We start from the raw sequence: 13,505 nt of genomic DNA, 5'->3' as shown, positions 1-13,505 counted from the left end.
CGGCATCCTGGCCGTGCTCGCCGGGATCCTGGGCATGCACGTCATAACCGGTGGCCACAGCATGCATTCCCCGGTCACCCTCACTGCCGCCGCCGGCGCCGGGGCGGGACACCCACACTCCGCGGCAGCGCATGTTCATGCGGAGCAGGGCGTCGCCAACGCTTCGCCAGCCCAGCATTCTTCAGACGGGCACACTGCTCACAGCATCGTCGCAGAGCAGTGCTCGTGCTCCGATAGCTGCCTGAGCATGCACGCGATGACGGTGTCCTGCACTCCGTCAGGGAAGACCGGGTCACTGTCCGTCCCGCTTCCGGGCACGGCCGTTTTCGGCGTCATCGCCACCGCCACGGCACCCGGGGCGGTCCCGGGGTCCTATTCCTACCGGCCCGGCAGTCCTTCGCCGGGTGAGCTGTCCATCAGCAGGACGTAAAAAGAGGACCGCTTTGCGCCGGGAACGCCCACTTCCAAGCGCACGTCTCTTACTGATCCCCTTTCCCGAGCCACCAGATCGCATCTGCTGATGCATGCTTTCCCGACGCCGCCATGCGCCGACTGATTTTAAGGACCTGATTTTCCATGAACAAGAAGCTCTTGCCCCTGTCCGCCACCGCCTTCGCCGCTGTCCTGGCCCTGGCCGGCTGCGCGTCCGGGCCCGGCATCGTCTCCTCCCCCACGTCCACGCCCGGCACGGACAACAGCAGCCCATCCGCCAACGCGCCCAGCGCCCCAGCGTTGGCCGCGGACCACAACGCCGCGGACGTCACATTCGCCCAGACGATGATTCCGCACCACGCCCAGGCCGTCGAGATGAGCGACATGATGCTGAAGAAGAAGGACGTTCCTGCCGAGGTGACGGCCCTGGCTACCAGGATCAAGGCCGCCCAAGGTCCGGAAATCGACATGATGACCCGCTGGCTGAAGAGCTGGAATGAACCCATGCAGATGCCCTCAGGCCACACCAGCCACATCATGGACGGCATGATGGGCCATGACGACATGAAGAAGCTCGACGCTGCCAAAGGCGCCGCAGCCGCCAAACTCTTCCTGAACCAGATGATCGCCCACCACGAAGGCGCCATCATGATGGCCAAGACCGAAAACACTTCCGGAAAAAACCCCGACGCCGTTCAACTCAGCAAGGACATCGTGACCGCCCAGGAAGCCGAAATCCAGGAAATGCAGAAACTGCTGGCCACCCTCTAGCCGTCTCGCCGTCCGGCACCGGCCCCTGCCGCCCCCGGTGGCGGGGGCCGGTGCCGGATCCTGCTGACTTATTTTCTTCTTCCTCTTTCCTTCCGGAGCCTTGCATGCCTATCTCAAGCAAAACCATCCCGCGGGCCGCAGCCGTGATCGCAAGTGCCGCGGCTCTCGTCTTCGTCGCGGCGGCCTGCGCGCCGCCCTCAGAACCGTCAGCTGAATCATCGTCCGCCCAGCAGGCCGGCAGCGGTCTGCCCAGCGCCCACATCCACGGGCTGACCGTCAGCGGAGATACCAGCCAGGTCCTTCTGGCCACGCACGACGGGTTGTTCGACGTGACGAAGCAGCCCGCCCGCAAGATCGGCGGCACCAACGACCTGATGGGGTTCACCGCCGGCAAGGACAGCGGCGTCTTCTACGCCTCCGGTCACCCGGGAGAAGGCTCGGACCTTCCCAACCCGCTCGGGCTGATCAGATCCACCGATGGTGGCAAGACCTGGGAACAGCTCTCCCGTCAGGGCGAATCGGACTTCCACGCCCTCACCACGACCAAGTCCGGCATCATCGCGTTCGACGGAACACTGCGAACCAGCCGGGACGGCAGGACCTGGAAAACAGTGGCCGCCGACTTCGCCCCCGCTGTCCTGGCCGGACACCCCGACAGCGACACCGTCCTGGCCACAACCCCCGGCGGGATCCAGCGCTCCACCAACGGCGGAACCACCTGGGTGCCAGTGAAAGCCGGACCCGTCATCCAGTTCGCGGCCTTCGCCCACCCGGCAGAAGCAGCAGGCGTGGAACCGGACGGAACCGTCCACTACTCTGCCGACGCCGGTGCGACCTGGACGAAGAAAGGACGCATCGACGGCCAGGTCATGGCGATAGCGGCCGTCAAGGGCACCGACGGCAACCCTTGGATCTGGGCAGCCACCGCGGACGGTGTCGTCGTCTCCACCGACGCTGGCATCAGCTTCCGGCCGTCCCAGGCCTCATGACCCAAGAATGACCCGTCATGGATCCGCTTGGTGGTGCTGGCTGCCGAAAGCGTTGGAGCGCCCATCCGGCTCCTGTCGTTCCTGCCGGGCCTCGTCCCCGTGCTGGTCAACACTGGTATGGCGCTAGTAGAAACTCTGGACGGTTCAGTCGGCAGCGGCCGGTGCTTCCAGCCCGGTCATGGTGACTTTCACGAGCCGCCGGACGGCCTCGCGGGACTTCAGCCAGGCAGCTGCCTCCAAGGCGTGGAAGCAGTAACCTGCAAGCTCGTCAGGGGCGACGTCGCTGCGGAAGACGCCTGCCTCTGCTCCCTCACGCAGCAGTTCTGTCAGGAAATCGTTGAGGTGCTGCTGGGCATGGTGACGAGCTGCCCCTGGTACGTAGCCGTGCCGCCTCGTCCCCGCCGTGGCGGAAGTGCGAAATCATGGCGTAGGTGTCCGGGACCGCCTCAAGCTGCCGTCTGGTTTCTGCGAGGTGAGGGCTAGCGCCGGGGCGGCGCAGCAGCCTTCAACGCGCGCGATATCCCGTGGGCGGCTGTCCGCAGCGCAGGAACAATCAAGGGCACGGCGGCTTCCTGCCGCGGAACGATGGCATTGAGCGCGGCGGCAATGCCGTTGTCCGGGCCGAAGACCGGCACGGCAATGCCGGTCCACTCCGTGACTCCGATGCCCGGCAGGGCCACATAGCCGCGCTGCCTGATGTCGGCCAGGTGCTTCCGGATGAGGCCCGGGTCAGTGATGGTCTCGGCGGTCACCGCCGCCAGCGGGCGGGTCAGCACTTCGTCCTGGAAGCGTGCCGGAGAGAAGGCCAGCAGCACAAGGCCGGACGAGGCAGCGTGAATCGGCATTCGCTGGGCAATGTGGGCAGCGTCCAGGCTGGATGCAGGCGAGGACAGGCGCTCCACGTAGAGCACCGTCCCGTGGTCCAGCACCGCCAGCGTGGTGTGTTGGTGGACGGCCGCCTGGACATCGTCCATGAAGGGCAGCGCGAGCTCACGAAGGTTCAGCGCACGCGAACCCCGGGCGGCCAACTCCCACATCCGCATCCCGGAGCGCAGGTTCCCGTCCGGCAGCCGCTCGATCAGGCCGTGCAGGACCAGATCGTCCACGAGCCGGTGTGCGGTGGTCAGGGGCAGGCCTGCGCGGCGGGCCAAACCGGAGAGCGTCATGGTCGGCAGGTCCCGGTCGAACGCACTCATGAGCCGCACGACGCGGCTGATCACAGATTCACCCGAGGGCGAGTTTGCCATGGACGCCTCCGGCCTGGCACTTAGCCGGCTGACACGTTGGCCGTGCGGTCCGCGCCCCGGGCGGCCGCGAGCGCCGCGATGTCGCGGCCTGCGCGGTAACCGAACACGAGGGCCGGCCCAATGTGCGAGCCGTAGCCCGGGTAGCCGCCGCCGAAAACACTCACCGCGGCTGCACCGACAGCAAGGAGGCCGGGGATGGGCGCTCCCTCAGCGGTGAGGACTTCGGAGTGCTCGTTGACGCCTATCCCGGCGAAGGTGCCCAGGTCGCCCATCTGGATCTTCGCGGCATAGTACGGGCCCTTGCCCACCGGGGCGAGGTTCGGATTCGGCGTGTGCTCCAGGTCGCCGCGGAAGTGGTTGTACAGGGTGGAGCCGCGGCCGAATGCCGGATCCTCACCCCGCTCCGCCGAGGGGTTGAACTCAGCCACGGTCGCGGTGAGGCCGTCCGCGTCGATGCCGAGCTTTCCGGCCAGTTCCACCAGGGTGTCCGCCTTGACCAGGTAGCCGGTCTTGTAGAAATACCCGCGCGGCATCGGCCAGGGCTTGGCATAGCCGATGCCATACTTGTGCATCGTCTTCGCGTCGCCGATCACATACCCGAACGTCTTGTCCTCGTCCCTGTTGTGTTCGATCATCGCGCCGCCGAAGTCGTGGTAGCTCAGTGCCTCGTTGCCGAAGCGCTTTCCGTGGCGGTCGACGGCGATCAGGCCGGGCAGGCCGATGGCCCGCAGGTGGGGAAAGAGGCGCTGTTCGCCGCTGAGGTACTTGAAGACCGTCACCGGCGCCCAGGAACCCACGCTGGACACGGAATCGTCAACGTGTCCGCCCGCACTCATTGCCAGGGTGGCGGCATCCCCGCCGTGGCCCACTGTCGGTGTGAAGTGGTCCTCGCCGTCGGCGTCGTGCGGGAAGTACTGCTGCCGCAGTTCCTTGCTGCCGGAGAAGCCGCCCGCAGCGAGGATCACGCCGAGCCGCGCCGTCACTGTGGCCGCATGCTCACCGCCGATCACTGCGCCCGTGACGGTTCCGGCGTCGTCGCGTGTCAGGGACAGGGCCGGTGAGGACTTCCACAGGCGCACGCCCAGGTCATCGGCGCTCTTGACCATGCGCGTCATCAGGGCGTTGCCGTTGGAGCGCAGGACGGGACGCTTGTACCGGGCGGCGTCGGCCCACGTGCGCAGCAGTTTCTTGGCCACATAGACGAACGACTTAATCGACTGGTTGACGTGGAAGAACTCGTTGATGTCCGGCCCCACTTGGGGCATGTAGCCGAAGACTGTGTAAGAACTCATGTACGGCTGCATCAGCAGGCGCTTGTTCCCCAGCACCCGGGCGTCGACGTCCTGCGGCAAGATGGCACGGCCGGACAGCTTCGCGCCGGGCAGGTCCATCTGGTAGTCCGGAGACTTTTCCGGGTAGGTGAACTTCACCTCGGTTTCATTCTCGAAAAAGGAGATAGCCTCGGGCACGGTATCCAGGAAGTCCCTGACGCCTGCTTCGTTGAACGTCTCCGGGGCCAGGTTTTTCAGGTACGTCTCGGCTTCTGCCCTCGTATCGCCCTGCGCCACGCCCTGCTTGTTGCCGGGGACCCACGCCCAGCCGGCGGAAATGGCCGTGGTTCCGCCGAAGTACTGTTCCTTTTCCGCAACGATCACGCTCAATCCCCGTGAAGCGGCCTTCAACGCCGCAGCCATCCCGGCCACGCCCGAGCCAATGACGAGGACGTCGCAGACCATCGTCTTTCCGGTTTCACTCATGTTCTTGCTCCCGTTCTGCCGGCCGCGCGCATCCTTGCGGCCACCGGCCTAGACTGCCAAACCCCCAGTAGACCCGGCGGCACGGGCGCCCGGGAGGAGGATTACCATTGAGCGGGAATCCGAAGGAGGAAACGTGGCCAATTCCCCATCGGGCGAGTCGATCATCGGCCGCTTCGTCAGGATCGTGAGCGCGTTCGACGACCGCCATACCTCCATGAGCGTCGCCGAACTGGGGCGCCGGACCGGCCTCCCTGTGACCACGACCTACCGCCTGGTCAACGACCTGCTGCTCGAACGGCTCCTCGAACGCGAACCCGGCGGCGACATCCACATCGGCACCCGGATGTGGGAACTCGTCTCCCGTGGATCCAAGATGCTGGGACTGCGGGAGGCTGCCCTGCCGTTCATGGAGGATGTCCAGGCAGTGGTGCAGCACTCCACCACCCTGGGCATCCTGGATTCGGACGAGGTCCTGTACATCGAGCGGCTGGGCTCCGACAAGACAATCGTCGACATCACCAAGATCGCCGGCCGGCTGCCCGTGCATGCCACGTCCTCGGGCCTGGTCCTGCTGGCCCACTCCCCGGCCGCCTACCAGGACAGGTTCCTGGCCCGGCCCCTGACGAAGTTCACCGAGACCACCCTGACCGATCCCGCTGTGCTCCGGCGCCACCTGGCCGAGATCAGGCAGCGCGGCTTCGCTGCCATGCCGGGCGTGATCGTGCCGGAATCCAGCGGCATTGCCGTGCCGGTGTTCGGGCCTGACAACACTGTCCGCGCCGCGCTCAGCGTGGTGGTGCCGCGCAATGAGGAAAACACGGCCGCCCGGGTGCCCGTCCTGATGGCGGCGGCCCGCGGCATTTCCCGGTCCCTGGGCTGGCGGGGAGAGCTGAAGGGCACCCTCCGGCAGAGCCACTGAACAGAGTCGCCGAACGGAGTCACCGGAAGTTGGTTTTTCCGTTCATCGGTAATCGTGTGGTTCCAGTCACAGCTCCCCTGCCAGTCTGGCTGGGACGCAGCGACGAGGCTGCAGGAGCACGAGGAGCACCACATGAACCCCACACAGCACCGGGTGGCCGGAAAGACCGCCATCGTCACCGGAGGGCGCGGAGACTTGGGCAGCGCCACTGCCGCCCTGCTGGCTGAACACGGCGCACGAGTTGCCAGCCTGGACGTTGCCGGCATCCCTGCCGCTGCTACCCACGACAGCATTCACCAGTACGACGTCGACGTCACCAGAGAGGACAGCGTTGCCGACGCCGTCCGCCGGGTCCGCGACGAGCTGGGCACACCGGACATCCTGGTCAACGCCGCCGGAATCATCGGACCCGCCGGCGCGTCCCACACCGCCTCGGTGCCGGATTTCGATTTGATCTTCAACGTCAACGTCAAGGGCGTCTGGCTGATGACCAAGCACGTGGTCCCGGGCATGATCGAAAAGGGCGCGGGCAGCATCGTGAACTTCTCCTCGATCCACGGCATCACCGGCGGCAGGAACGTGCCGCTCTACCACGCCACCAAGGGCGCCGTCCGGCTCCTGAGCAAGTCGGACGCGGCGGCCTACGGAGGTTACGGCATCCGGGTGAATTCCATCCACCCCGGATCGATGAACACCCGGATGAGCCGCCGGTCGGCGGAGCAGTCAGTCATCGGCGCCGAGGCGTACTACAAGCAGCTGGTCGGCTCCAACCCGCTGCCGCGCCAGGGCCAGCCGGACGAGATCGCCTACGGCGTGCTGTACCTGGCCTCGGACGAATCGCGCTTCACCACGGGCTCCGAGCTCGTGATCGACGGTGGCTACACCGCCGTCTGACCCGGCCCCCGCCGGCTCAAGCCGCGGCAGCCCCTTCGCAGAAATACAGCGCAGCCATCTGCGCATACTTCCTTCCTTCTGAAAGGCAATACCCATGAAATTCGTCCACGGAACCGCAGCGGAAAACTACGACGTCGTTGTCGTAGGTTCCGGTGCCGGCGCCCTTACCGCGGCGGCCACCGCAGCCCGTGCCGGCAAGTCCGTCGTCGTCCTCGAAAAGAGCGAGCTGCTGGGCGGCACGTCCGCCGTCTCCGGAGGCATGCTCTGGGTGGCGGACAACCACCACGCACGGAAGGCTGGAATTACCGATTCGAAGGAAGCCGCTGCAGAGTACGTGCGCGCCGTGGCCCGGGGACGCGGGCGCGGGGAACTGCTCGATGCTGCGCTCAACTATGGCGACCAGATGCTGCGCTTCGTCGAAGAGGAGTGCGGCGTCCGCTTCATTTTCCTCGACAACTTCCCCGACTACCGGCAGGATCTGCCCGGCGCCGTGGAGGGCGGCCGAACAGTGGAGCCCGAGCTGTTCAACAGCAGGGAGGCCCTGGGCACTCTCAGGGAGCACGTGCGCAGCGACGGCCGGGCGCCGTTCACCATGCGGGAATACGAAGAGTGGGGTGCCTTCACCAAATTCCCGTGGGACGAGCTGGCCGGCCGCCAGGGCGAAGGGCTCGTGGCCAAGGGACAGGCGCTCGTCTCGATGCTGCTCGCCAGCCTGGTCCGCGACGGTGCCGCCCTGGTCACGGGAGCACGCGGGCATCGCCTGCTCACCGAAGAGGGCCGGGTGACCGGCGTCGAGCTTGAGTCCGGCGAACGCTTCGCGGCGAACGACGGCGTGGTGCTGGCCACCGGCGGCTTCGAATGGGACAAGGCCCTGGCCGACTCCATGCTGGCCTCGCGGCTGTACACCATGTGCTCGCCGCCTTCGAATACCGGGGACGGGTTGCGGATGTCCCAGCGCATCGGCGGCCAGACCCGGGGCACCCGCGAGGCCTGGTGGGCGCCGATGTCTGTCACCGGTGATACCCGCGACGGCCAGCCGGTGGGCACCCTGCTCCGCTTCGAACGCCAGGGCCCGGGATCGATCATGGTTAACCGCCATGGCCGCCGCTTCGCCAACGAGTCGCAGAACTACAACGACCTCGCCCGCAGCCTGCAGTCCTGGGACTCCGCCGCAAACCGCACCCTGAATACACCGGCCCACGTGATTGTGGACCACGCGTACCTGGAGCGCTACGGCATCCTGGCACACCGCGCCGGGCAGCCGACACCGGACTACCTGATCGAGGCGGAAACCCTCGAGGAACTGGCCGCAAAGATCCATGTTCCGGCGGAGACCCTCGCCGCGACCGTGGCGCGGTTCAACAAGTACGCAGTGAAGGGTGAGGATCCCGACTTCGGCCGCGGCGAGAGTGCGTATGACAAGTACTGGGGCGACGACGACTGCCCGTGGCCGAACCCCTCATTGGGACCGCTGCAGTCCGGACCGTTCTACGCCCTGGAAGTGGTCAATGGCGCGTTCGGCACGAACGGCGGAGTGGCGACCGACGGGCTGGCCCGCGTCCTCGACGTCGACAACCGCCCCATCCCCGGCCTGTTCGCCGCCGGAAACACCACCGAAAACGCCTACGCGGCAGGCTATCCCGGCGCCGGGGCCACCCTTGGCCCGATCATGACCATGGGCTACCTCGCCGGACGCACGCTTGCCGGCCAGTCACCGAAGTATGTTCCTGCCGGGCCGTCACCGGTGGTCGAGCTTGTCGAGGCCGGTGCCTGAGATGATCCGCCACACGGTGCTCTTCAAGTTCAAGCCGGGATTCCAGCAGGCCGACAAGCAGGCCTGGATAGCAGGCCTCAACAACATGGCCGGCAGGATCCCCGGCATGCTCAGCCTCAGCCACGGCGCGGACGTCCTCGGCACCGAGCGCTCCTTCGACTACGCCATTGTGGCCGACTTCGAAACGGTCGAGGACATCGCGGTGTACAACACTCACCCCCTCCACGAGCCGCTGAAGGCGTACTCGTTCCCCAACAGCCAGCAGATCCTCTCGGTGGACTTCCACCTCGCGGACACCGCTGCGGCCACCGCTAAGACAACGCAGTCTTAAGGAGATTCCCATGCAGTCTGCATCCACAACGCCAGGCGCAATGCGCAAGACCCCGGGCACGGCTCCCCGGAAGACGCCAGGCAAGGCCGCTTTGGCATCCTTCCTCGGCAGCACGCTGGAGTATTACGACTTCTTCATCTACGGAACGGCCGCCGCACTGGTGTTCCCGCACCTGTTCTTCCCGTCCGCGGACCCTGCCATCGGCCTGATCGGGGCTTTCGCCACGTTTGGCGTCGCCTACGTGGCGCGGCCAGTCGGGGGCCTCGTCATGGGCCACTTCGGCGACAGGCTGGGCCGGAAGAAGATCCTGCTGCTGACCCTGGGCATCATGGGCCTGGCGTCCCTTGGCATTGGCTTCCTTCCCACCTATGAGCAGCTTGGCGTCTGGGCACCCATCCTCCTGGTAACAGGCCGGCTGGCCCAGGGCTTCTCCGCAGGCGCGGAATCGGCGGGGGCATCCACGCTGACGCTTGAGCACTCACCCGAAGGTAAGCGCGGGTTCTTCACCAGCTTCGTGATGACCGGCTACGCCTCCGGCATGGTGCTGGCCACCCTCGTCTTCATTCCGGTCACCGCGCTGCCGCAGGAGGCGATGATGAGCTGGGGCTGGCGCATCCCGTTCTGGCTCTCCATCGTGGTCCTGGCCATCGCCTACTGGGTCCGGACGCACCTGGACGAGACCCCGGTCTTTGAAGAGTCCCAGGAGCAGGACACGGTGACCCCAATGCCTCTCAAGGAGGTGCTCCGTTTCCAGGCCCCGGATGTGCTGCGCGTTGCGGGCATGTCGATCATGTCCGTGATGCAGACGATTTTCACGGTTTTCGGACTGGCGTACGCCACGTCCACCGCAGGCTTCGACCGGGCGTCCATCCTGACGGTCAACGCCGTCGCCATCGGCCTGTCCATGTTTGCCATGCCGCTGGCGGCAAAGCTTTCGGACCGGATCGGCCGCCGCCCCCTCCTGCTCACGGCCGCAATCGGGTGCTCGGCCACGATCTTCCTGTATTTCCTGGCGCTGTCCACGGGCAACATCGTCCTGGTCTTCCTGGCGGCTTTCCTGAACATGACCGTGCTCTACTCGGGCTTCAACGGCATCTGGCCGGCATTCTTCGCCGAGCAGTTCGCCGCCCCGGTCCGCTACACCGGCATGGCCCTGGGCAACCAGCTGGGCCTGGTCCTCGCCGGCTTCGGGCCGATGATCGCCGGCATGCTGCTGGCCCCGGGCGTCACCGGCTGGATTCCCGTGGCAGTCTTCGGCACCGTGTGCATGCTCATTGCCGCGGCGTCCGCGTTCTGTTCCCGCGAGACGTCCAGGACGCCGATCGACGAACTGGGCGGTCCGTATCTGGAGGGCACCGCGCGGCGCCGCAGGTCAGCCACAGCCCAACAGCGGCAGCAGGCTGCCCTGTAGCGGAGATCGATGATGACTGACACCAGCCAGAACCTGCCGGAACGCCGGCACGACGGTCCGGCGCACCTGCCGGACGACCCCGGGACGGTCTGCGGCTGCGCCGTTCCCGGCACGCTGACATGCCTGCCATGGATCGGACTGCTGCACGAGCATACGGAGGCATGACGTCCGTCCGGCGGGGATTCTAGCAGCCGGTCAGGTGCCGCCGGGGCCGCTCCTGCCGATAAAAGTAACGGCCGGCTTCCCGGAATCCTGACCGGGCATACAGCTCCCTGGCTCCTGGATTGGCTGCGGTCACCAGGAGCCAGTAGCCGTCCAGTTTCCGTGCCGCGCCGGCCGCCAGCAAGGAGCGCAGGACGCGGGTGGCATGACCGCGGCGCCGGGCATCGGGGCGGGTGGCCATGCAATACAAACCACCGTAGCCCCCGGCCAGGGCGAGCCGTCCGACGGCGGCCGGCCTCCCGCCGTCGTCCCTCACCAGGGCGTACAGCGAGGGGCAGCCGGTGAGGATGGCCTGGGCGGTCTCCAGCGCCGCGGCGCCGCCGCGGCCGTCAACCGACCACCACAGCTCCAGCCATTCCGCGGAGGGATGCTCGGCGAGTTCGACGGCGGCAGCCGCCGGCAGCGGACCCACCTGCAGCGGGCCTACCTGCAGCCCGCCCTCCGGCGCCGCCGGACCCGCGGGACCCATGGACATAGCGAGCGTTTCGGACTGTCTGGTGAAGCCCAGGCTGTCGAGCAGGGCATTCAGCGGGGCTGCGGAAGCGTTGTCGAAGACCTGGTAAATCACCGGCAGCCGGCGCTTCCGGTACCAGGCAACGGCCTCCCGCGCGGCGGCCGCAGGGTCAGCCGCGGACTCGCGCGGCCAGACGGAGTTCGCCCGCTGCGTCACGCCCTCCGCCGCCCGGAGCACCCACTCACCTGTGTCGTGGCGGTCCGGTGCTGGCCACGCGGCGTCCATCAGCACTTCCAGGGCGGGGATGGGTTCGGCCGTCATCGAGGTCCTCCTTCTGCGGCTGCCGGCTGGTCAGCCAAAGAGCAAGGGGCTCCCCGTTTCCGGGGAGCCCCTTGCTGGCTAAATCGTTGAAGCGCGGCCTGTTGCGGCTACTCTCCCTGCTTCGCCTCGGGTTTCTTGGCCTCGGGCTTGAAGTCGACGCCGGCTTCCTTCCGCTGCTGCGGGGTGATGGGCGCCGGGGCGTCCGTGAGCGGGTCATGGCCGCCGCCGGACTTCGGGAACGCGATGACGTCGCGGATGGAGTCCACTCCTGCCATCAGGGCAACGACGCGGTCCCAGCCGAAGGCGATGCCGCCGTGCGGCGGGGCGCCGTACTTGAACCCCTCGAGCAGGAAGCCGAACTTGGTCTGCGCATCCGCCCGGTCGAGTCCCATGAGCTCAAAGACGCGCTCCTGGACGTCGCGCTCGTGGATACGGATGGAGCCGCCGCCGATTTCATTGCCGTTGCAGACGATGTCGTACGCGTAGGACAGCGCCGATTCCGGATCCTTGTCGAAGGTGGCGAGGAACTCCGGCTTGGGAGACGTGAAGGCGTGGTGAACGGCGGTCCACTGGCCACCGCCCACGGCGACGTCGCCGGATGCCACAGCGGCGGCGGCCGGTTCGAACATCGGCGCGTCCACCACCCAGCAGAAAGCCCAGTCGTTGGGGTCGATCAGGCCTGTGCGGTGGCCGATCTCCACGCGGGCCGCACCGAGCAGCGCACGGGAGGGCGTCTTCTCACCGGCGGCGAAGAAGATGCAGTCACCGGGCTTGGCGCCGACGGCGTCGGCCAGGCCGGCGCGTTCAGTGTCGGTGAGGTTCTTCGCCACGGGGCCGGCGAGCTCGCCGTCCTCCTTGTACAGCACGTACGCCAGGCCCTTGGCGCCGCGCTGCTTGGCCCACTCCTGCCACGCGTCGAGGGCGCGGCGTGCCTGGGATGCGCCGCCGGGCATGACGACGGCGCCGACGTAGGGTGCCTTGAAGACGCCGAAGTTGGTGTCCTTGAAGAATTCAGTCAGCTCGGTCAGTTCCTGGCCGAAGCGAAGGTCCGGCTTGTCGGAACCGTAGCGGGCCATGGCGTCCGCGTACGTGATGCGCTGGATCGGAGTCGGGATCTCGACGTCGATCAGCTTCCAGAGTGCCTTCACGATGTTCTCGCCGAGCGAGATGATGTCGTCCTGGTCCACGAAGCTGGCTTCGATGTCCAGCTGGGTGAACTCCGGCTGGCGGTCGGCGCGGAAATCCTCGTCGCGGTAGCAGCGGGCAATCTGGTAGTACTTCTCGAACCCGCCCACCTGCAGCAGCTGCTTGAAAAGCTGCGGCGACTGCGGCAGCGCGTACCAGGAACCCGGCGCCAGGCGTGCGGGGACCACGAAGTCGCGGGCGCCTTCCGGCGTCGAACGCGTCAGGGTGGGGGTTTCGATTTCCACGTAGCCCTCGCGGTGCAGCAGCTCGCGTGCTACGCGGTTGGCCTCGGAGCGGAGACGGAGGTTGCGGCTGGGGCCGGGACGGCGGAGGTCCAGGTAGCGGTGCTTGAGCCGTGCTTCCTCGCCCACTTCCACGTGCTCATCGATCTGGAAGGGCAGCGCCTCCGCGGTGTTGAGGATGACCACCTTGTCCGCCATGACCTCGATCTCGCCCGTGGCGAGTGCCGGGTTCTCGTTGCCCTCGGGGCGCTTGGACACCGTTCCGGTCACCTGCAGGACGTATTCGTTGCGCAAGCCGTGGAACACCTCTTCCTCACGGACCACGATCTGGGCCACTCCCGAAGCGTCACGCAGATCGACGAATGCGACACCACCGTGATCACGGCGGCGACCTACCCAGCCGGCCAGGGTTACGGTTTGTCCAATATGCTCGGAGCGGAGCGACCCGAGGTCATGTGTGCGCAGCACAACATTCCTTTCAGAAGGAAGACAGAAATTTCATTAGGATCGTTGCGGGAACGATCCCGTCCGAGTTTACCCGCTGGAAAGGTCCCTG

At 66.8% G+C, this 13,505-nt stretch carries 13 protein-coding genes and 1 pseudogene; 9 read left to right on the top strand and 5 right to left on the bottom strand.

The annotated features are described in order from the left end of the window. Positions 1–256 precede the first annotated feature (256 nt). The 3 genes from AC3A3W_RS01280 (at position 257) to AC3A3W_RS01270 (ending at position 2,192) form a co-directional block, all read left to right on the top strand. Positions 257–430, top strand: a complete 174-nt coding sequence (locus AC3A3W_RS01280; protein WP_487440081.1) for a hypothetical protein — start codon at positions 257–259, stop codon at positions 428–430. 146 nt (positions 431–576) lie between these two features. Further along, a complete protein-coding gene (locus tag AC3A3W_RS01275; RefSeq protein ID WP_487440080.1) occupies positions 577–1,203 on the top strand; it encodes a DUF305 domain-containing protein in 627 nt (208 codons plus the stop codon). A gap of 104 nt (positions 1,204–1,307) precedes the next feature. After that, entirely contained in the window at positions 1,308–2,192 is an 885-nt protein-coding gene (locus AC3A3W_RS01270; protein WP_487440079.1) for a F510_1955 family glycosylhydrolase, read from the top strand. A gap of 144 nt (positions 2,193–2,336) precedes the next feature. Here the strand turns inward: AC3A3W_RS01270 and AC3A3W_RS01265 are convergent. The 3 genes and pseudogenes from AC3A3W_RS01265 to chcC2 form a co-directional block, all read right to left on the bottom strand. Continuing rightward, positions 2,337–2,549, bottom strand: a pseudogene (locus AC3A3W_RS01265) (SbtR family transcriptional regulator); the annotation flags it as partial. 122 nt (positions 2,550–2,671) lie between these two features. Then, on the bottom strand, positions 2,672–3,439 hold the full coding sequence (locus tag AC3A3W_RS01260; protein WP_487440078.1) for an IclR family transcriptional regulator: 768 nt from the start codon (positions 3,437–3,439) through the stop codon (positions 2,672–2,674). A gap of 20 nt (positions 3,440–3,459) precedes the next feature. Then, on the bottom strand, positions 3,460–5,196 hold the full coding sequence (gene chcC2, locus AC3A3W_RS01255; RefSeq protein WP_487440077.1) for a 4-oxocyclohex-2-ene-1-carboxylate 5-dehydrogenase: 1,737 nt from the start codon (positions 5,194–5,196) through the stop codon (positions 3,460–3,462). 133 nt (positions 5,197–5,329) lie between these two features. Here chcC2 and AC3A3W_RS01250 point away from each other — a divergent pair, with 133 nt between their 5' ends. The 6 genes from AC3A3W_RS01250 (at position 5,330) to AC3A3W_RS01225 (ending at position 10,690) form a co-directional block, all read left to right on the top strand. Further along, positions 5,330–6,115 carry an IclR family transcriptional regulator gene (locus AC3A3W_RS01250; protein WP_487440076.1) on the top strand — a complete coding sequence of 262 codons (786 nt, stop codon included), beginning with the start codon at positions 5,330–5,332 and terminating at the stop codon, positions 6,113–6,115. A gap of 132 nt (positions 6,116–6,247) precedes the next feature. Then, positions 6,248–7,009, top strand: coding sequence for an SDR family NAD(P)-dependent oxidoreductase (locus tag AC3A3W_RS01245; protein WP_487440075.1), 762 nt, complete (start codon positions 6,248–6,250; stop codon positions 7,007–7,009). Between the two features lie 94 nt (positions 7,010–7,103). After that, entirely contained in the window at positions 7,104–8,783 is a 1,680-nt protein-coding gene (chcC1, locus tag AC3A3W_RS01240) for a 4-oxocyclohexanecarboxylate 2-dehydrogenase (RefSeq protein ID WP_487440073.1), read from the top strand. 1 nt (position 8,784) lies between these two features. Further along, a complete protein-coding gene (locus AC3A3W_RS01235) occupies positions 8,785–9,114 on the top strand; it encodes a Dabb family protein (protein ID WP_487440083.1) in 330 nt (109 codons plus the stop codon). Between the two features lie 10 nt (positions 9,115–9,124). Next, positions 9,125–10,525, top strand: coding sequence for an MFS transporter (locus AC3A3W_RS01230; protein ID WP_487440072.1), 1,401 nt, complete (start codon positions 9,125–9,127; stop codon positions 10,523–10,525). A 12-nt stretch (positions 10,526–10,537) separates the two neighbouring features. Beyond that, the gene (locus AC3A3W_RS01225; protein ID WP_487440071.1) at positions 10,538–10,690 is read left to right on the top strand and encodes a hypothetical protein; all 153 of its coding nucleotides are present in this window, start codon (positions 10,538–10,540) and stop codon (positions 10,688–10,690) included. A 19-nt stretch (positions 10,691–10,709) separates the two neighbouring features. Here the strand turns inward: AC3A3W_RS01225 and AC3A3W_RS01220 are convergent, their stop codons facing one another. Beyond that, entirely contained in the window at positions 10,710–11,522 is an 813-nt protein-coding gene (locus AC3A3W_RS01220; protein ID WP_487440070.1) for a GNAT family N-acetyltransferase, read from the bottom strand. 107 nt (positions 11,523–11,629) lie between these two features. After that, positions 11,630–13,417, bottom strand: a complete 1,788-nt coding sequence (gene aspS, locus AC3A3W_RS01215; protein ID WP_487440069.1) for an aspartate--tRNA ligase — start codon at positions 13,415–13,417, stop codon at positions 11,630–11,632. Positions 13,418–13,505: the final 88 nt, after the last annotated feature.

The organism is Arthrobacter sp. Soil_N43 (assembly GCF_057655195.1).
The sequence above is the reverse complement of the archived record's forward strand: the minus strand, read 5'-3'. Positions and strand labels throughout refer to the sequence as shown.